This window comes from Rhizobacter sp. P5_C2 (assembly GCF_054049715.1).
This window is the reverse complement of record NZ_JBFULV010000047.1, coordinates 1-17,593: the sequence shown is the minus strand read 5'-3', so window position 1 is coordinate 17,593 and position 17,593 is coordinate 1. Positions and strand designations below refer to the sequence as shown.

General features: G+C 69.0%; 14 protein-coding genes. 9 read left to right on the top strand and 5 right to left on the bottom strand.

The annotated features are described in order from the left end of the window. The first annotated feature begins 4 nt into the window (after positions 1-4). From ACXJLU_RS18250 to ACXJLU_RS18235, 4 genes are read left to right on the top strand one after another with little or no spacing between them, the layout of a single operon-like run. Positions 5-949, top strand: coding sequence for a LysR substrate-binding domain-containing protein (locus tag ACXJLU_RS18250; protein WP_457333337.1), 945 nt, complete (start codon positions 5-7; stop codon positions 947-949). Positions 950-1,006: 57 nt separating this feature from the next. Further along, positions 1,007-1,912, top strand: a complete 906-nt coding sequence (gene cysM / locus ACXJLU_RS18245) for a cysteine synthase CysM (RefSeq protein ID WP_457333335.1) — start codon at positions 1,007-1,009, stop codon at positions 1,910-1,912. An 8-nt stretch (positions 1,913-1,920) separates the two neighbouring features. After that, a complete protein-coding gene (locus tag ACXJLU_RS18240) occupies positions 1,921-2,472 on the top strand; it encodes an NUDIX domain-containing protein (protein ID WP_457333333.1) in 552 nt (183 codons plus the stop codon). A gap of 11 nt (positions 2,473-2,483) precedes the next feature. Next, entirely contained in the window at positions 2,484-2,711 is a 228-nt protein-coding gene (locus ACXJLU_RS18235; RefSeq protein WP_073467914.1) for a sulfurtransferase TusA family protein, read from the top strand. A 5-nt stretch (positions 2,712-2,716) separates the two neighbouring features. On the opposite strand, the gene galU is transcribed toward ACXJLU_RS18235, so the two are convergent. Then, complete coding sequence (gene galU / locus ACXJLU_RS18230) at positions 2,717-3,583, bottom strand: UTP--glucose-1-phosphate uridylyltransferase GalU (protein WP_457333331.1); 867 nt, start codon at positions 3,581-3,583, stop codon at positions 2,717-2,719. 98 nt (positions 3,584-3,681) lie between these two features. On the opposite strand from galU, the gene ACXJLU_RS18225 reads away from it, so the two are divergent. Next, complete coding sequence (locus ACXJLU_RS18225; RefSeq protein WP_073467912.1) at positions 3,682-4,659, top strand: NAD(P)-dependent oxidoreductase; 978 nt, start codon at positions 3,682-3,684, stop codon at positions 4,657-4,659. Here the strand turns inward: ACXJLU_RS18225 and ACXJLU_RS18220 are convergent. Further along, on the bottom strand, positions 4,601-7,441 hold the full coding sequence (locus ACXJLU_RS18220; RefSeq protein WP_457333329.1) for a valine--tRNA ligase: 2,841 nt from the start codon (positions 7,439-7,441) through the stop codon (positions 4,601-4,603). The genes ACXJLU_RS18225 and ACXJLU_RS18220 overlap by 59 nt on opposite strands. Positions 7,442-7,601: 160 nt before the next feature. Between ACXJLU_RS18220 and ACXJLU_RS18215 the strand changes: the two genes are divergently transcribed. From ACXJLU_RS18215 to ACXJLU_RS18205, 3 genes are all read left to right on the top strand, one after another. Further along, positions 7,602-8,939: a S41 family peptidase gene (locus ACXJLU_RS18215; RefSeq protein WP_457333327.1), complete on the top strand. Its 1,338-nt coding sequence runs from the start codon at positions 7,602-7,604 to the stop codon at positions 8,937-8,939. A 90-nt stretch (positions 8,940-9,029) separates the two neighbouring features. Beyond that, positions 9,030-9,743: a response regulator gene (locus tag ACXJLU_RS18210; RefSeq protein WP_073467909.1), complete on the top strand. Its 714-nt coding sequence runs from the start codon at positions 9,030-9,032 to the stop codon at positions 9,741-9,743. Further along, positions 9,743-11,077, top strand: coding sequence for an ATP-binding protein (locus tag ACXJLU_RS18205; RefSeq protein ID WP_073467908.1), 1,335 nt, complete (start codon positions 9,743-9,745; stop codon positions 11,075-11,077). Before ACXJLU_RS18210 ends, ACXJLU_RS18205 begins: the two co-directional genes overlap by 1 nt. Position 11,078: 1 nt before the next feature. On the opposite strand, the gene ACXJLU_RS18200 is transcribed toward ACXJLU_RS18205, so the two are convergent. The 3 genes from ACXJLU_RS18200 to ACXJLU_RS18190 all read right to left on the bottom strand — a co-directional run bounded on the left by ACXJLU_RS18200 (position 11,079) and on the right by ACXJLU_RS18190 (position 14,801). Next, positions 11,079-12,389, bottom strand: a complete 1,311-nt coding sequence (locus tag ACXJLU_RS18200; protein WP_159445492.1) for a DUF4397 domain-containing protein — start codon at positions 12,387-12,389, stop codon at positions 11,079-11,081. A gap of 172 nt (positions 12,390-12,561) precedes the next feature. Further along, positions 12,562-13,539 carry a GMP reductase gene (locus ACXJLU_RS18195; RefSeq protein ID WP_073467905.1) on the bottom strand — a complete coding sequence of 326 codons (978 nt, stop codon included), beginning with the start codon at positions 13,537-13,539 and terminating at the stop codon, positions 12,562-12,564. A gap of 128 nt (positions 13,540-13,667) precedes the next feature. After that, positions 13,668-14,801 (bottom strand): acyltransferase family protein, encoded by a 1,134-nt coding sequence (locus ACXJLU_RS18190; RefSeq protein WP_457333323.1) that lies wholly within the window; start codon positions 14,799-14,801, stop codon positions 13,668-13,670. Positions 14,802-14,869: 68 nt separating this feature from the next. On the opposite strand from ACXJLU_RS18190, the gene ACXJLU_RS18185 reads away from it, so the two are divergent. Next, positions 14,870-17,233: a UvrD-helicase domain-containing protein gene (locus ACXJLU_RS18185; protein ID WP_457333321.1), complete on the top strand. Its 2,364-nt coding sequence runs from the start codon at positions 14,870-14,872 to the stop codon at positions 17,231-17,233. Positions 17,234-17,593 lie beyond the last annotated feature (360 nt).

The following is a 17,593-nucleotide window of genomic DNA, read 5'->3' as shown; positions in this document are numbered from 1 at the left end:
TGAAATGATCGGCACTATCAGAGAACGCGATTTCAGGGGCGTCGACCTCAACCTGCTGGTGACGCTGCTGGTGCTGCTGCGCGAGCGCAGCGTGTCGAAGGCCGCCGCGTGCCTGCACCTCGGGCAGCCGGCGGTCAGCGGCGCGCTGGCCCGCCTGCGCGAGCTGTTTCAAGACGAGCTGCTGGTGCGCGGCAAGGGCGGCATGCAGCCGACGCAGCGTGGGCTCGAGTTGCAGGTGGCGCTCGCGCCGGCGCTGGCCGAGTTGCAGGCCGTCGTCTCCGATGCGCCGGCTTTCGATCCGGCGCGCAGCGACCGCAGCTTCGTGATCGGCATGCCGGACTGGATCGACACCTGGCTGCTGCCCGGCCTGCTCGCGCGGCTGGCGGCCGAGGCGCCGCTCGCGCGCATCGCCGTCGTCGCGACCGACCGCTTCCGCGTCGCCGACATGCTGCTGCAGGAGCAGCTCGACCTCGCGATCGGCGCCTTTCCCGCCGGCCCGGCCTGGCAGCGCAGCCGGCCGCTCGCGACGGTGCCGTACTGCTGCGTCGCGCGGCCCGGCGTGATCGGCGCCCGGGGCAAGTTGACGCTGAAGCAGTTCGCCGCGCTGCCGCACCTGATGGTCACCTACCGCGGCGCCTTCCACGGCACGGTCGACGACGCGCTCGACGCGCTCGGGCTGAAGCGCCGCATCGTCTGCACCAGCCCGCGCTTCTCGTCGCTGCCGCGCGTGCTGCAGCAGGTGCCGGCGATCGCCACCGTGCCGCAGGTGCTGGCGGCCGGCTGGCAGCGCGACTTCGGGCTGGTGCAGGCGGCGGTGCCGCTGAAGCTGCCGCCCAGCCCGGTGGCGATCGTCCACCACGCGAGCCGCGACAAGGACCCGGCGCTGCGCTGGCTGTGCGCGGTGGTCGAGGCGCTGGTCGCCGCGGACGCGGCGGCCGACGGCGCCTGAAGCCCTCGTGCCTGCCGCGCCTTGCGCAGCCCTGCGACAATCCCGCGAGGAGATCCCATGACGCCGTACAAGACCCTCGAAGACGTGATCGGACAGACGCCGCTGGTGCGGTTGCAGCGCCTGCCGGGCGCCGACAACGATCGGCGCGGCAACGTGATCCTGGCCAAGCTCGAAGGCAACAACCCGGCCGGTTCGGTGAAAGACCGGCCGGCCATCAGCATGATCCGGCGCGCCGAGGAGCGCGGCGACATCCGCCCCGGCGACACGCTGATCGAGGCGACCTCGGGCAACACCGGCATCGCGCTCGCGATGGCCGCGGCGATCCGCGGCTACCGCATGCTGCTGATCATGCCGGAGGACCTGAGCATCGAGCGTGCGCAGACGATGAAGGCCTTCGGCGCCGAGCTGATCCTCACGCCGCGCAGCGGCGGCATGGAATACGCGCGCGACCTGGCCGAGCAGATGCAGCGCGACGGCAAGGGCCGCGTGCTCGACCAGTTCGCGAATGCCGACAACCCGCGGGTGCACTACGAGACCACCGGCCCCGAGATCTGGGCCGACACCGGCGGGCGGGTCACGCACTTCGTCAGCGCGATGGGCACCACCGGCACCATCACCGGCACCTCGCGCTACCTGAAGGAGCAGAACCCGGCCGTGCGCATCATCGGCGCGCAGCCGGCCGAGGGCTCGCGCATCCCCGGCATCCGCAAGTGGCCCGAGGCCTACCTGCCGAAGATCTACGACCCGACCTTCATCGACGAGACGGTCAACGTCAGCCAGGATGCGGCCGAAGACATGGCACGCCGGCTGGCGCGCGAGGAAGGCCTGTTCGGCGGCATCTCGGCGGCGGGCGCCTGCTGGGTCGCGCTCGAGACGGCGAAGCGCGCCGAGAACGCGACCATCGTGTTCGTGGTCTGCGACCGCGGCGACCGCTACCTTTCCACCGGCGTCTTTCCCGCCTGAGCACGCCAATGAACTACGAAACCCGCTTCTGCCCGAACTGCGCGACCGGCCTGCAGCCGGTGACGCTCGATGAAGACGGCGGCCCGAAGACGCGGCTGCGCTGCCCGGCCTGTGGCTGGACGCACTGGAACAACCCGACGCCGGTGCTGGCCGCGGTGCTCGAGCTGGCCGACCGCGACGGGCAGCTGCTGCTCGCGCGCAACGCCGCGTGGCCGGGCAGGTACTTCGGCCTGATCACCGGCTTCATGGAGGCGGGCGAGACGCCGCAGGAGGGCATCACCCGCGAGGTGATGGAAGAAACCTCGCTGACCGTCGAGCGCCTGCAGATCATCGGCGCCTACGATTTCCAGCGGATGAACCAGGTGATCATCGCGTACCACGCGGTGGCGCGCGGCGAGATCAAGCTGTCGCCCGAGCTGGTCGAGTACAAGCTCTTCACGCCCGAGACGGTGCAATGCTGGCCGGCCGGCACCGGCTATGCGCTGGCCGACTGGCTGACCGCGCGCGGCATCACGCCGCAATGGCGCGAGCTGATGCCGCGGCCGGTCGACCCGAACTGAAAGGACACGCGATGGATGCGCAGAAAGAAGTCGACGCCCGCGGCATGAACTGCCCGCTGCCGATCCTGAAGGCCAAGAAGGCGCTGGCCGACATGAACAGCGGCGAGCTGCTGAAGGTGATCGCGACCGACCCGGGGTCGATGCGCGATTTCCAGGCGTTCGCGCGGCAGACCGGCAACGAGCTGGTGCAGCAGCAGGCGGTGAACGAGGAGTTCATCCACCTGCTGAGGCGCCGCTGACAGGGCTAGAACTCGAGGTTCTTCAGGTACTTCCGGAAATCCGGCCCGAGCACCGGGTGCGCCAGCGCCAACTCAACATTGGCCTCCAGGAAGCCTTCCTTGCTGCCGCAATCGTAGCGCCGCCCCTCGTAGCGGTACGCGAACACCTTCTCGCGCCGCAGCAGCCCGGCGATGCCGTCGGTCAGCTGGATCTCGCCACCGACGCCGCGCGGCTGGTTCGCGATCTCGGTGAACACGCCCGGCGTCAGGATGTAGCGCCCGGCCACGCCCAGCCGCGACGGTGCGTCTTCCGGCGCCGGCTTCTCGACGATGCGCGTGATGTCGATCAGCCGGTCGTTCACCGCGTGGCCGTCGACGATGCCGTAGCGCCGGGTCTGCTCGGGCGGCACTTCCTGCACCGCCAGCATCGACACCCGCCATTCGGCGAACTGCTCGACCATCTGCTGCAGCACCGGCTTCTGCCCGACCATCAGATCGTCGGCCAGCAGCACCGCGAACGGCTCGTTGCCGATCAGCCGCTGCCCGCACAGCACCGCATGACCCAGTCCCAGCGCCTGCGGCTGGCGCACATAGACGCACTCCATGTCGTCCGGCTTCACGCTGTGCACGACATCCAGTAACTCTTGCTTACCCGCCTGTTCGAGGGCTACCTCCAACTCGAAGGTCATGTCAAAGTGGTCTTCGATGGGGCGCTTGTGCCGGCCGGTCACGAAAATCATTTCGCGCACGCCGGCCGCATAGGCCTCTTCGACCGCGTATTGGATCAGGGGCTTGTCGACCACCGGCAGCATTTCCTTCGGTTGGGCTTTGGTCGCAGGAAGAAAGCGCGTGCCGAGGCCCGCCACCGGAAAGATCGCCTTGTTGACAAACATTTAGTTACAATCCCCTGTGTGAACTAATCAACGAAAAACCATTGTGTCACGCGCTTTTGGAGGGCTTGTGACACCAGGGCAGAGCCTCTCGACGCCGCATGGACTTGCTGATCATCGAACCGCTGGAAGCAGAAGTCATGCAGTGGCTCGATGCGCGCTATTCGCTTCGGCAAGCGCCCGAGCTGGCGCGCGACACGCGGGCCTTCCGCCAGGCGCTCTACAACGTGCGGGCGCTGATCCTGCCGCCCACCGTGGCGCTGGATGCGCAGGCGCTGCACTACGCGCCGGTGCTGCGCGCGGTCGGCCGGGTCAGCGCCGGTGCCGAGAACATCGACCTCGACGCCTGCGCGCGCGCCGGCATCGAGGTGGTGCGCAGCCAGACCGCCACCGCGCAGGCAGAGGCCGAGTTCATGATCGGCGCCCTGCTGTCGCTGCTGCGCCGCGTGCCGGTGGTCGGCTCCGACGGCATGCTGGTCGGCCGCGAGCTGGGCGCCTGCACCGTCGGGCTGATCGGCATGCCGCCGGCCGCCAAGGCGATGGCCAAGATGCTGAGCGGCTTCGGCTCGCGGCTGGTCGGCTACGACCCGTCACTGCATGCGAGCGACAGCGTCTGGGAGCGCTGGCAGGTCGCGCCGCTCGGGCTGCGCGAGCTGCTGGAGCGCTCCGATGCGGTGTGCGTGCAGTTGAACTACTTCAGCCGCTACCACGGCTTGCTGGGCGAGCGCTTCCTGCCGTTCTGCAAGCCGAACCAGGTGATCGTCAGCATCGCGCACTCGGCGCTGTTCGACGAGAAGACGCTGGCCGACGTGCTGACCAGCGGCCGCGTCTCGGCCGTCTGGCTCGACAGCCTGGAGCCGGGCGCCACCGAGCCGGGCCGCCCGCTGAGCGGCATGGACACGCTGCAGGTCACGCCGCGCGTGGCGAGCACCACGCGCGAATCGCGGCTGCGCAGTTCGTGGGCGGTGGCCCGGCGCATCGACGAGTTGCTCGCGATCACGCCCGGCGCACCGCGCGAGTTCAGGACGACGGACCCAGGCGTGCCGCTTGATGTCGCAGTCGATCCAGCGTTGCCGTGAAGTCCGCCAGGCGCTGCTTCTCCTGATCGACCACCGCCTGCGGCGCGCGCGCGACGAAGCTCTCGCTCGTCAGCTTGGCGTTGCACTTGCCGATCTCGGCCTCGATGCGCTTGATCTCCTTGGCCACGCGCTCGCGCTCGGCGGCCACGTCGATCTCGACGTGCAGCGCCACGCGCGTCTCGCCCTGCACCGAGACCGGCAGCTGGGCCGTCGCCGCCGCGAACGCGGCCTCGTCGTCGAACACTTGCACGCCTGACAGCCGGATCAGCGACTGCAGCAGCGGCGCGGCCTCGCGCACGAAGTCGTTGTCGCCGATCGCGTACAGCGGCACCGGCTTGGTCACCTGCATCTCGTTGCGCAGGTTGCGCGTCGCGCCGGCCAGCCCCTTGAAGCGCTCGACCCAGGCATCGGCCTGCGGGTCGACGCGCTCCAGCTGCGCCTTCGGGTACGGCGCGGTGACGATGCTCTCGTCGGAGCCCGCCACCTTGCGGCCGGCCAGCGGCGCGACCACGTCCCACAGCTCGGCGGTCACGAACGGCATGATCGGGTGCATCAGCCGCAGCACCGTCTCCAGCGTGCGCAGCAGCGTGCGGCGCGTCGCGCGCTTCGCGGCCTCGTCGCCGTTCTGCAGCTGCGCCTTCGCCAGCTCCAGGTACCAGTCGCAGTATTCGGTCCAGACGAATTGGTAGATCGCGTTCGCGACGTTGTCGAGCCGGTAGTCGGTGAAGCCCTGCTCGACCGCCGCTTCCACGCGCTGCAGCTCGCCGCTGATCCAGCGGTCGACCTTCGAGAACGACAGGTAGCCGGCGAACTCGCCGCCCGGCTCGCACTGCGCCTTGGTGTGCTCGGCGAGGCCGCAATCCTGCCCCTCGCAGTTCATCAGCACGAACTTGGTCGCGTTCCAGAGCTTGTTGCAGAAGTTGCGGTAGCCCTCGCAGCGCTTGGTGTCGAAGTTGATGTTGCGCCCGAGACTCGCGTACGACGCCATCGTGAAGCGCAGCGCATCGGCGCCATAGGCCGGCATGCCGTCGGGGAACTCCTTCTTCACGCGCGCGGCCACCTTCGGCGCGGTCTCGGGCTTGCGCAGGCCGACGGTCGACTTCTGCACCAGCGTGGCCAGGTCGCGGCCTTCGATCAGGTCGACCGGATCGAGCACGTTCCCTTCGGACTTGCTCATCTTCTTGCCTTCGCTGTCGCGCACCATGCCGTGGATGTAGACGGTGCGGAACGGCACGCGGCCGGTGAAGTGCGTGGTCATCATGATCATGCGCGCCACCCAGAAGAAGATGATCTCGTAGCCGGTGACCAGCACGCTGGACGGCAGGAAGAGATCCATCTCCTTCGTCTGCTCGGGCCAGCCGAGCGTCGAGAACGGCACCAGCGCCGACGAGTACCAGGTGTCGAGCACGTCCTCGTCGCGGCGCAGGTCGCCGGTGTAGCCGGCGGCCTCGGCCTTGGCCCGCGCGTCGGCCTCGTTGCGCGCAACGAAGATCTCGCCGCCGCTGCCGTACCACGCGGGGATCTGGTGGCCCCACCACAGCTGGCGCGAGATGCACCAGTCCTGGATGTTCTTCATCCACTGGTCGTAGGTGTTGACCCAGTTCTCGGGCACGAACTTCACTTCGCCGGAGGCGACCGCGTCGACCGCCTTCTGCGCGATCGACTTGCCGTCGGGGCCGGCCTTGCTGACCGCGACGAACCACTGGTCGGTCAGCATCGGCTCGACGATCGCGCCGGTGCGGGCGCAGCGCGGCACCATCAGCTTGTGCTTCTTCACCTCGACCAGCAGACCGAGTGCGTCCAGGTCGGCGACGACCTTCTTGCGGGCAACGAAGCGGTCGAGGCCGCGGTAGGGCGCGGGCGCGTTGTCGTTGACCTTCGCGTCGAGGTCGAGCACGCCGATCATCGGCAGCTGGTGGCGCAGGCCGACGGCGTAGTCGTTGACGTCATGCGCCGGCGTGACCTTCACGACGCCGGTGCCGAACTCGCGGTCGACGTACTCGTCGGCGATCACCGGGATCGTGCGGTCGCACAGCGGCAGCGTGACCTGCTGGCCGATCAGCGCCTGGTAGCGCTCGTCGTCGGGGTGCACCATCACCGCGGTGTCCCCGAGCATGGTCTCAGGGCGGGTGGTGGCCACGACCAGCGAGCCCGACCCATCGGCCAACGGGTAACGGATCAGCCACAGCGAGCCGTCTTCTTCTTCGCTCTCGACCTCCAGGTCGGAGACGGCTGACTTCAGCACCGGGTCCCAGCTCACCAGCCGCTTGCCGCGGTAGATCAGGCCCTGCTCGAACAGCTGCACGAAGGTGTCGGTGACGATCGGCGAGAGCTTCTCGTCCATCGTGAAGTACTCGTGCTGCCAGGCCACCGAGGCGCCCATGCGGCGCATCTGCTCCGTGATGATCGAGCCCGACTGCTCTTTCCATTCCCACACGCGGGCGACGAAATTCTTGCGGCCGAGGTCATGGCGGCTCTGGCCGGCCGCCTCGAGCTGGCGTTCGACGACGATCTGCGTCGCGATGCCGGCGTGGTCGGTGCCCGGCACCCACAGCGTGTTGTCGCCCTTCATGCGGTGCCAGCGCGTCAGCGAGTCCATGATGGTCTGGTTGAACGCGTGCCCCATGTGCAGCGTGCCGGTGACGTTGGGCGGCGGCAGCTGGATGCTGAACGAGGGCTTGGCGGCGTCCAGCGTGGGCTCGTACAGGCCGCGCTGCTCCCACAGCGGTGCCCAGCGGGCTTCGATGGCGGCGGGTTCGAACGATTTGGCGAGTTCGGTCATAGGGGTGCGATGGGGTCGGATCGACGGCGGCCACGGAGCTGGCGCGCAGGCTGGGCAGGGGAAGGCGGAATTGTAGGCGGGGGCCTCGTGCTGCTATGGTGGCGGGGATCACGCGCTTGCGATCCTGATCCTGTATCTGATCCTGAAACGGGAGCCACCCATGCGACGACTGCCCACGAAGCTGTTCGCGTCCGCCACCCTGGCCGTGCTGTTCGTGCTGTCCGGCTGCGGCGGCAGCGACGACGGCCTGCCGCTGAACGGCGGCGCCCCGAGCTGCGACCTCGGCACCCAGAAGAGCTGGCTGCGCGGCTACATGGCCGACTGGTACTACTGGAGCGGCCGCTCGCCGAACCCGGAGCCCGGTCCCTATGCGAGCGTGCCGGACTACTTCGACGCGCTGCTGTTCACCGGCGCCGCGCCAGTGCCGGCCGACCGCTGGAGCTACATCGAGAGCAGCGCGTCGTACAACCAGTTCTTCGGCGCCGGGCGCACGCTGGGCTACGGCGTCTCGGTCAACGGGCTGGAGCTGCAGTTGCCGCTGAAGGTGCGCTATGTCGAGGCGCTGTCGCCCGCTGCCGCCGCCGGGCTGGTGCGCGGCGACGTGATCAGTTCCATCAACGGCCGCAGCGCTGCCGAGCTGGTGGCGGCCGACGATTTCTCGGCGCTGACGCCGGCGCAGGCCGGTGATGTGCTGACCCTCGTCATCGACGCGCCGGGCGGTGCGAAGACCGTCACGCTGACCGCCGGCACCTACGCGCTGACACCGGTGCCGACGACGCGGCTGCTGACGCTGTCGAACGGCGCGAAGGCCGGCTACCTGGTGCTGAAGGACTTCATCACGCAGGCCGAGCAGCCGCTGGACGACGCGTTCACGCAGTTCCGCGCGGCCGGCGCCACCGAGCTGATCCTCGACCTGCGCTACAACGGCGGCGGCCGTGTCTCGACCGCCGCGCTGCTGGCCACCGAGGTGGCCGGTTCGACCCGGCTCGACCAGGTCTTCGCGCGGCTGACCTTCAATGCCCGCCAGTCCGCTTCGAACGGCCGCTACGTCTTCGGCTCGGTGCCCGGTGCGGCGTTCGACCGCATCGTCGTGCTGACCGGTGCGCGCACCTGCTCGGCCAGCGAACTGGTGATCAACGGGCTGAAGCCCTACGCCACCGTCGTGACGATCGGCGACGCCACCTGCGGCAAGCCGGTCGGTTTCCAGCCGCGCGAGTCCTGCGGCAACACCTACAGCGCGGTGAATTTCGAGGGCACGAACGCGCTCGGCGAAGGCGGGTACTGGAACGGCATCGCCGCCAGCTGCGCCGCGACCGACACCTTCAGCGGCACGCTCGGTGATCCGGCGGAGGCGTTGACCGGGGCGGCCGTCGCTTACCTGCAGAGCGGAAGCTGCCCGGTGGCCGGGTCGTCTGCGCGCGAGCGTTCGGCGCGGTTCACGCAACGGGCGGCGCAGCGCGCGGAGCCCGGCGAACGGTCGGGGATGTGGGCGGACTGAGTTCCTCCGGACCGCGCTTGACATGATTCGACATGTGGAGACACGCACCAGAAGCAAGCGCGCAACGCCGGCTCACTAAGCTGAGCGCCCATGAGCAAGCCCTACCACCTCTACGTCGTCGAGGACGACAACCCGCTGCGCACCATGCTGTGCGACTACCTGGAGAAGCAGGGCCTGGTCGTCACCGGCATGGCCACCGCCGAGGACCTGCTGCGCCGCATCCACCGGCTGCGCCCCGACCTGGTGGTGCTCGACGTCAGCCTGCCCGGGATGAGCGGCTTGCAGGCCTGCCAGAAGCTGCGCTCCGAGGGCGACCGCGTGCCCATCATCATCCTGACCGCGCGCAGCGAGGAGATCGACCGCGTCCTGGGCCTCGAGATGGGCGCCGACGATTTCCTCGGCAAGCCGTTCTCGGCGCGCGAACTGCTCGCGCGCGTGCATGCCGTGCTGCGCCGCGCGATCGTGCCGCCGGGCCTGTCGCAGATGAACCAGGCGCCGGTCAAGTTCGGCGGCAGCGTGTTCGACGTGAGCGCGCGCTGCCTGTTCCGCAACGGCGCGACCCGCGTGCTGAGCACCGTCGAGTTCTCGGTGCTGGCCGAGCTGGTGGCCAACCCGGGCGTCGCGGTGTCGCGCGAGCGGCTGCTCGCGGTCTCGCATTCGCGCAGCGAATCGCTGCTGCTGCGCGCGATCGACGTCACCGTGATGCGCCTGCGCAAGCTCGTCGAATCCGACCCTGGTACGCCGCGCTTCATCCAGACGGTGCGCGGCCACGGCTACATGTTCGTGCCTGAAACCGCGCGCTGATGCACTGGCTGCCCCGCTCGCTGGCCGGCCGCGTCACCTGGCTGGTGGGGCTGATCAGCGTCGCGTCGCTGATCGCGCAACTGCTGCTGCTGCGCACGCTGCTGTTCGAGCCGTTCAGCGAGGGCATGCTGGTCGCGGTGGTCGGCGAGGCGCACCAGGCGCAGCAGAACCTGCTGACGACGCCGCCCGACGAGCGCGACCGCGTGGCCGTCGAGCTGTCGTACGGCCCGTTCTGGGTCGGCCGCAGCGGTGCCCCCGATGGCGGGGCCGACATCGTCGGCCCGCTGCGCCAGCCGTCGATCGAGCTGCCGGGCGGGCTGCAGGACATCGTCACCCGCTCGCTCGGCCATGACGCGGTGCTCGACATCAGCGACCGCAACGGCCTGGTGCTGCGCATCGAGGCCGACATCGACGGCGAGCGCTGGAATTTCGTGCACCGCCATGCGTCGCCGCGCAACGCGCCGACGATCACCTTGCTGGCCTTGCTGGCCTTGCTGTTCGGCACCGCCGCGCTGAGCCTGTGGATCGGCTTTCGGGTGATCGCGCTGCCGTTGAAGCGCCTGGCGCACGAGATCGCGACGCGGCGCGGCGCGCTGCGGGCGATCGAGCTGCCGCCCGGCGTCAGCGACGAGCTGCAGCAGATCGCGCGCGCCTTCAACTCGCTGGCGCGCAGCGTCGACGAGGCCGACCGCACGCGCGGCCAGCTGCTGGCCGGCGTGTCGCACGACCTGCGCACACCGCTGTCGCGGCTGCGCCTGCGCATCGAGACGCAGTGCGACGAATCGGTGGGCGATGCGCTGCTGCAGGACCTGGGCTCGGTGCAGCGCATCGTCGACCAGTTCCTCGCCTATGTGCAGGGGGGTGCCGACATCCAGCTGGGCCGCCTGCAGCCGCTGTGGGACACCGGGCGGGCGGTGGTCGCGATGTATGCCGACCCCGGCGTGATGCTGCGCGGCGATGGCGTCGACGAACTGCTGCCCGACATCGCGGTGCAGCGGCTGCTCAGCAACCTGATCGACAACGCGCTCGCCTACGGCCAGCGGCCGGTGATGGTCGACCTGTGCCGCTGCGAGGGCGGCGTGTCGATCGCGGTGTTCGACCACGGCCCGGGCCTGAACGACGCCGAGTTCGCCCAGGCCCTGCAGCCCTTCGTGCGGCTGGACCGCCAGCGCAGCTCGCTCGGCCACTGCGGCCTGGGCCTCGCGATCGTGTCGCAGATCGCGCGCCAGATCGGCGGCACGCTGAGCCTGGCGCGCGCCGCCGACGGTGCCTTCGGCATCGCGCTGACGATCAGGACGGCGACCGCAACCCCGGACGTCGTCCTGACCCCGTAGGTCAGCGATCCAGCCGCAGCACGGCCGACGGCGTCGCCGCGTCCCCCAGCATGAACAGCGTGTAGACCCCCGGCGTCAGCAGCGCCACGTTCCCGGTGTACAGCGCGTTCGACGAGGTGGCCGAATCGACCTCCAGCGGCGTCGGGCTGGCGGTGCTGCTGTTGATGACCTGCGTCGGGTCGCCGGCGTTGCCGAACGTGATGTTCGAGCTCTTGGTCAGCACGCCGTTGTTGGCCTGCAGTGTCAGCGCGGCGTTCAGGCCGTTCACGCCGTTGACCAGCCGCAGCTTCACGTAGCCGCTGGTCAGTGCCGGGCTGTTGTCGTCGCTGATCAGCGAGACCTGCGGCGCGGATGCACTGCCCAGCACCAGCAGCGTCAGGTCGGAACCCGGTGCGGCGGTCAGGCCGGTCGGGCTCACGTCGGTGCCGTTGATCGACACGCTGGCCGCCAGTGCGCCGGCCGGCACCTGCAGGTAGGTGCCGATCGCCGGCGGCTTGCCGGTCGAGACCGTGCCGCTGGAGAGGTTGACGCCGTTGACGGTCGCCGCCACCGTGGCCGAGGCCGCTGCGCCGGCCACCAGCCGCACGCGTGCAAAGCCGTTGACCTGCGCCTGCAACGGGCCTTGCTGGTTGATCAGCAGGCCGTTGACCAGCACGCCGCCCGGCGTGGAGGTCAGCACCATCGTCAGGACCTGCTGGTCGGTCAGCGTGACCGACGGGAGGTCCAGCCGGACGTCGGTCTTGTCACCGGCGGCCGTCACGCGGATCCGGTAGGTGCCGGCGGTGATCTCGCCGTAGCCCGAGAACTTCTCTCCGCCGATGGTCGGCGCATTCGGGCTGGCGTTCGTCAGCGTGTCGGTCGGTGCGGTGACATACACGTCGAGGTTGCCGGCCTCGTACGAGGTGTTGAAGACGCGGAACTTCGCGGTGCCCGAGGTGGGTGCCGCTTCGTTGTCGGTCAGGTAGCGGGTGCGCACGCTGCCCGCCGTGCTGTAGGCGACCAGCGTGTTGTGCACGCCGTCGTTGACCGACTGGATCGTCGCCACCACCGCCGTGCTCGAGCCGGTGGGCTTCAGGTAGAAGGTGTAGGAGCCTGAGCCGATCGTCGCGTAGTCGCTGACGGTGTTGGTCACGACGGGAGCGCTGGCTTTCGTGTCGTTTTCGTACAGGTCCAGCGACGGGTAGCTGGAGGTGGCGTTGACGAACCGGACATAGCCCGGGCCGTCGTCACCGCTGCTGCCGCCGCAGGCGGTCAACAAGAGGGGCGCGGCCGCCACGGCCGCGAGCAGGGGCGCGAACAATCTCAGCTTCACAGGATTTCCTTTGGATCGAGGGGACGACGGCGCCCGCCCGCAGTCGCGGGCGCGGCGCTGCCGCACGGGTCGATTCAAACGAAACCGTGTTGCGCGCAGGTTGCGTCTTCGTGGGGCCGGGTGTCGCCGGGTGTCTGGGTTGACACACGGGCCAGCCAGGCGCCCCCCGTCCTTACATGAGGAGGTGCTCCCCCGCGTTGTCCCCACCCAGGATCACGTAGTTCACCTTGCGGATGTCGTTCAGCCGCGTGCCGCCGGCGTAGCTGATCGAGCTCTGCACGTCTTCGCGCATCTCGCGCAGCGTGTCGGCCAGCTTGCCCTTCACCGGTTCGAGGATGCGCTTGCCTTCGACGTGCTTGTACTCGCCCTTGTTGAAGTCGCTGGCCGAGCCGTAGTACTCCTTGAAGACCTTGCCGTCGACCTCGACCGTCTTGCCGGGCGACTCTTCATGGCCGGCGAACAGCGAGCCGATCATCACCATCGCGGCACCGAAGCGCACGCTCTTCGCGATGTCGCCGTGGTCGCGGATGCCGCCGTCGGCAATGATCGGCTTGGTCGCGACGCGGGCACACCACTTCAGCGCGCTCAGCTGCCAGCCCCCGGTGCCGAAACCGGTCTTCAGCCGCGTGATGCAGACCTTGCCCGGGCCGATGCCGACCTTGGTCGCGTCGGCGCCCCAGTTCTCCAGGTCGATCACCGCCTCCGGCGTGCCGACGTTGCCGGCGATGATGAAGGTCGCCGGCAGCCGCTGGCGGATGTGGTCGATCATCTTGCGCACGCTCTCGGCATGGCCGTGCGCGATGTCGATCGTGATGTAGTCGGCGCCGACACCGTCGGCCGCCAGCCGGTCGATCACCGCGTAGTCGTCGGCCTTCACGCCCGAGCTGATCGAGACGAACAGGCCGAGGTCGCGCATGCGCTTCGCGTACGCGACGTTGTCGAGGTCGAAGCGGTGCATCACGTAGAAGTAGCCGTTGGCGGCCAGCCACTGCGTGATCGGCTCGTCGACCACCGTCTTCATGTTGGCCGGCACCACCGGCAGCTTGAACGTGCGGCCGCCGAGTTCGGCCGAGGCATCGCATTCGGCGCGGCTCTCGACGCGGCACTTGCGCGGCAGCAGCAGGACGTTGTCGTAGTCGAAGATTTCCATGGTCAGGCTCCAAAGGGTGATGAAGAGCGCTTGACTTGGAACCCGGCCGGCCGGCGGAAGGCCTCGAAGCAATGCGAGGGCGCCGAAACGAAAAACCGGGCGCCAAAATTTGGGCCCGGTGACGAATTCTACGCGGCGGGGCTTGCCCCCTCGGCCGGTCCTGTTTCTGTGCCGGCCGCTGCCGGAGGGCGTGCCTTGCCGATGAACTGCGGCACGAAGCGGTTCAGCAGCGCCACCAGCGGCACGCACGCGAGCAAGGACACCGCGCTGATCGCCGCGGCATAGGCGGTGACGGCCAGCGGGGTGTCGGCCAGCGCGATGCTCTCGGCCAGCTTCGGATTGAAGAAGTGGAAGAACACGCCGTTCAGCCCCATCAGCGGCAGGCTGTTGCGGCCGATCCAGGCCGCCACCCGCGTGGCCGGCAGCAGCATCGCCAGCCCGATCACCGCCAGCGTGCCGGCCAGCGCGCTGAACGCGAAACCGAGCGCGTCGCCGTGCTGGGCCGCCGCCATCATCACCGCCTGCGCGTCGTGCGGGTGGTTCAGCCGGTAGGTTGCGAGCAGCGCGCTCGTGCAGGCGAGCGTCACCAACAGCGCGATGCCGCGGTGCGTGGCGAGCTGCTGCAGGAAGGGCCGCAGCACCTGCCCGATCGTGTAGAAGCCGAGCGCGACGATCGCTTCGCGCACGAACCAGACGCGGCTGACCTGCGCGACCCCGCCTTCGAGCGCATCGCCGTGGTTGCACAGGAACACGCCGCCGACGATGCAGGCGGCCGCGAACGCCAGCCGTGCCGCGACGTGCCGCAACCGCGGCAGCAACACCAGCGCCATCGCCTCGCAGACGAACATGCACACCAGGAACCAGGTCACCCAGTTCAGCTCCGGCATGCCGCGCAGGTAGGCCGCGCCGAGCGGCTGCGCGTAGTACCACCACGCGAAGTGGTGCTTGACCGCGCTCAGCGACCACAGCGGCAGCAGCAGCAGCCCGAAGAACAGCACCGGCACCAGGCGCAACTGTGCGAGCGTGCGCAGCCGCGGCAGCCACTTGGCCACCGGGTGGAAGAACAGCCCGGCCAGCACGAAGAACAGCGGCATGTGGAACGCGTAGATCAGCCTCAGCTGGTCGATCGCGGACGCGTTGTCGCCACCGGCGCGGCTTTGCACCACGTGCCCGTAGAACATCAGCACGATGCCCACCGCCTTGGCGGTGTCGACCCACGGCAGGCGCTGCGTGCCGCGCGGCGTGGTGAAGCCAGAATCCATCTCGGCCCTCCGACCAAAGAGGCATCGTAGGAAAGCGTCCCGGCAGCGTCCATCCCTACAATCGACGGATGCATGACGACGGCTCCAGCGAGCACCTCTCCCCCCAACGCGACCCCGGTGCCGACGGCCGCCTCCTCGACAACCTGAACCCCGAGCAGCTCGCCGCGGTGACGCTGCCGGCCCGCCCGGCGCTGATCCTGGCCGGCGCCGGTTCCGGCAAGACGCGCGTGCTGACCACGCGCATCGCGTGGTTGATCCAGACCGGCCAGCTGACGCCCGGCGGCGTGATGGCGGTCACCTTCACCAACAAGGCCGCCAAGGAGATGCTGACGCGCCTGAGCGCGATGCTGCCGGTGCCGGTGCGCGGCATGTGGATCGGCACCTTCCACGGGCTGTGCAACCGCTTCCTGCGCGCGCACTGGAAGCTCGCCGGGCTGCCGCAGGGCTTCCAGATCCTCGATTCGGCCGACCAGCTGTCGGCCGTCAAGCGGGTGATCAAGTCGATGAACCTCGACGAAGAGCGCTTCGTTCCAAAGCAGGTCACCTGGTTCATCGCCGGCGCCAAGGAAGAAGGGCGCCGCCCGAAGGACGTGGAGCAGCGCGACGAGCAGGAGCGCACGCTGGTGCGCGTCTACGAGGCCTACGAGGCGCAGTGCCAGCGCGAGGGCGTGGTCGACTTCGCCGAGCTGATGCTGCGCACCTACGAGCTGATGCGCGACAACGCGCCGCTGCGCGATCACTACCAGCGGCGCTTCCGGCACATCCTGGTCGACGAGTTCCAGGACACCAACAAGCTGCAGTACGCCTGGCTGAAGATGTTCGCCGGCCCGCACGCCGCGGTGCTGGCGGTCGGCGACGACGACCAGAGCATTTATGCGTTCCGCGGCGCGCAGGTCGGCAACATGGCCGATTTCGAGCGCGAGTTCCATGTCGAGCAGGTCATCAAGCTGGAGCGCAACTACCGCTCGTTCGGCAACATCCTCGATGCGGCGAATGAGCTGATCTCGCGCAACACGCGGCGGCTCGGCAAGAACCTGCGCACCGAGGCGGGGCCCGGCGAGCCGGTGCGCGTCTACGAGGCCACCAGCGATTTCGCCGAGGCGCAGTGGTTCGTCGACGAGGCGCGGCAACTGCACCGCGACGGCATCGCGCGCCGCGACATCGCCATCCTGTACCGCAGCAACGCGCAGAGCCGGGTCATCGAGAGCGCGCTCTTCAATGCCGCGATTCCGTACAAGGTGTACGGGGGCTTGCGCTTCTTCGAACGCGCCGAGGTGAAGCACGCGCTGAGCTACCTGCGGCTGATCGAGAACTCGAACGACGACACCAGCTTCCTGCGCGTCGTCAACTTCCCGACGCGCGGCATCGGCGCGCGCTCGATCGAGCAGCTGCAGGATGCGGCGCGCCAGAGCGGGCGCAGCCTGTACCAGAGCGTCGGTGCGCTGAGCGGCAAGGCCGGCAGCAACCTGCAGGCCTTCACCGCGCTGGTCGACACGATGCGCGAGGCCACACGCGGGCAGACGCTGCGCGAGATCATCGAGCACATGCTGCATGCGTCGGGCCTGATCGATTTCTACAAGACCGACAAGGAAGGCAAGGACCGGCTCGAGAACCTCGATGAACTGGTCAACGCGGCCGAGGCCTTCGTCACGCAGGAGGGCTTCGGCAAGAACGCGGTGGCGCTGCCGGTCGACGAGCACGGCAGTGCCGAGACGATCGCCGCGCTCGATCAGACGCCCGATGCCGAGACCGGCGAGATCATGTCGCCGCTCGCGGCCTTCCTGACGCATGCCTCGCTGGAGGCCGGCGACAACCAGGCGCAGGCCGGGCAGGACGCGTTGCAGCTGATGACGGTGCACTCGGCCAAGGGGCTGGAGTTCGACGCGGTCTTCATCACCGGGCTGGAAGAGGGGCTGTTCCCGCACGAGAACAGCGTCTCCGACATCGACGGGATCGAGGAAGAGCGGCGGCTGATGTACGTCGCGATCACGCGGGCGCGCAAGCGGCTGTACCTGAGCTTCAGCCAGACGCGCATGCTGCACGGGCAGACGCGCTACAACGTCAAGAGCCGTTTCTTCGACGAGCTGCCCGAGGCGGCGCTGAAGTGGATCACGCCGCGCAACCAGGGCTTCGGCTCGGGGTTTGCGCGCGAGTACCAGGCGGCGTGGGCACGCGGATCGGGCTTGAACTCGATCGTCGGCGCGGGAAGGGTCGAGCCGCGGCCGTCGTCGGTGGCGCAGCCGGGCGGGCCGAAGACCACGTCGAGCCACGGCCTGCGCACCGGGCAGAGCGTGTTCCACACCAAGTTCGGCGAAGGCGTGATCGTCACGCTGGAAGGTGCCGGCGACGATGCGCGGGCGCAGATCAACTTCGGGCGGCATGGCATGAAGTGGCTGGCGCTCTCCGTCGCGAAGCTGACCCCGGTGGAGTGAAAACCCCCGGCTCATGGTGAACCCCGAGTCGGCTGCCGGCTCATCGCGCCGGCGGTCGTCCCCTCACTTGTCACATCACTCAGGTTCTTCCCGCGATTCCGTGATGGCGCCGGTCCTGACAGCGCTTGCAAACTCCCGCAGCGCCGGGCGCTCGCATAAGCGTCTCTTATCCCGCCGATCAGCATTCGTCGTTTGATGGGCGCTTTCACACTCCGTAGAGTCCCGCCCCATCACCAGGGGGAAGACCATGCAGGCAAGCAACGGAGCGAGATTCTTCATCGTCGCGTGGGCGACGGCAGCGGGCGCCATGCTCGGCGCCTGCGGCGGGAGCGGCGACGCCGGCGGCACGGCCCCGGCGCC

Bases quoted from the DNA above. Each gene is read 5' to 3' on its own strand.
- ACXJLU_RS18250 (WP_457333337.1), top strand. From the start codon at position 5: ATGATCGGCACTATCAGAGAACGCGATTTCAGGGGCGTCGACCTCAAC.
- cysM (WP_457333335.1), top strand. From the start codon at position 1,007: ATGACGCCGTACAAGACCCTCGAAGACGTGATCGGACAGACGCCGCTG.
- ACXJLU_RS18240 (WP_457333333.1), top strand. From the start codon at position 1,921: ATGAACTACGAAACCCGCTTCTGCCCGAACTGCGCGACCGGCCTGCAG.
- ACXJLU_RS18235 (WP_073467914.1), top strand. From the start codon at position 2,484: ATGGATGCGCAGAAAGAAGTCGACGCCCGCGGCATGAACTGCCCGCTG.
- galU (WP_457333331.1), bottom strand. From the start codon at position 3,583: ATGTTTGTCAACAAGGCGATCTTTCCGGTGGCGGGCCTCGGCACGCGC.
- ACXJLU_RS18225 (WP_073467912.1), top strand. From the start codon at position 3,682: ATGGACTTGCTGATCATCGAACCGCTGGAAGCAGAAGTCATGCAGTGG.
- ACXJLU_RS18220 (WP_457333329.1), bottom strand. From the start codon at position 7,441: ATGACCGAACTCGCCAAATCGTTCGAACCCGCCGCCATCGAAGCCCGC.
- ACXJLU_RS18215 (WP_457333327.1), top strand. From the start codon at position 7,602: ATGCGACGACTGCCCACGAAGCTGTTCGCGTCCGCCACCCTGGCCGTG.
- ACXJLU_RS18210 (WP_073467909.1), top strand. From the start codon at position 9,030: ATGAGCAAGCCCTACCACCTCTACGTCGTCGAGGACGACAACCCGCTG.
- ACXJLU_RS18205 (WP_073467908.1), top strand. From the start codon at position 9,743: ATGCACTGGCTGCCCCGCTCGCTGGCCGGCCGCGTCACCTGGCTGGTG.
- ACXJLU_RS18195 (WP_073467905.1), bottom strand. From the start codon at position 13,539: ATGGAAATCTTCGACTACGACAACGTCCTGCTGCTGCCGCGCAAGTGC.
- ACXJLU_RS18190 (WP_457333323.1), bottom strand. From the start codon at position 14,801: ATGGATTCTGGCTTCACCACGCCGCGCGGCACGCAGCGCCTGCCGTGG.
- ACXJLU_RS18185 (WP_457333321.1), top strand. From the start codon at position 14,870: ATGCATGACGACGGCTCCAGCGAGCACCTCTCCCCCCAACGCGACCCC.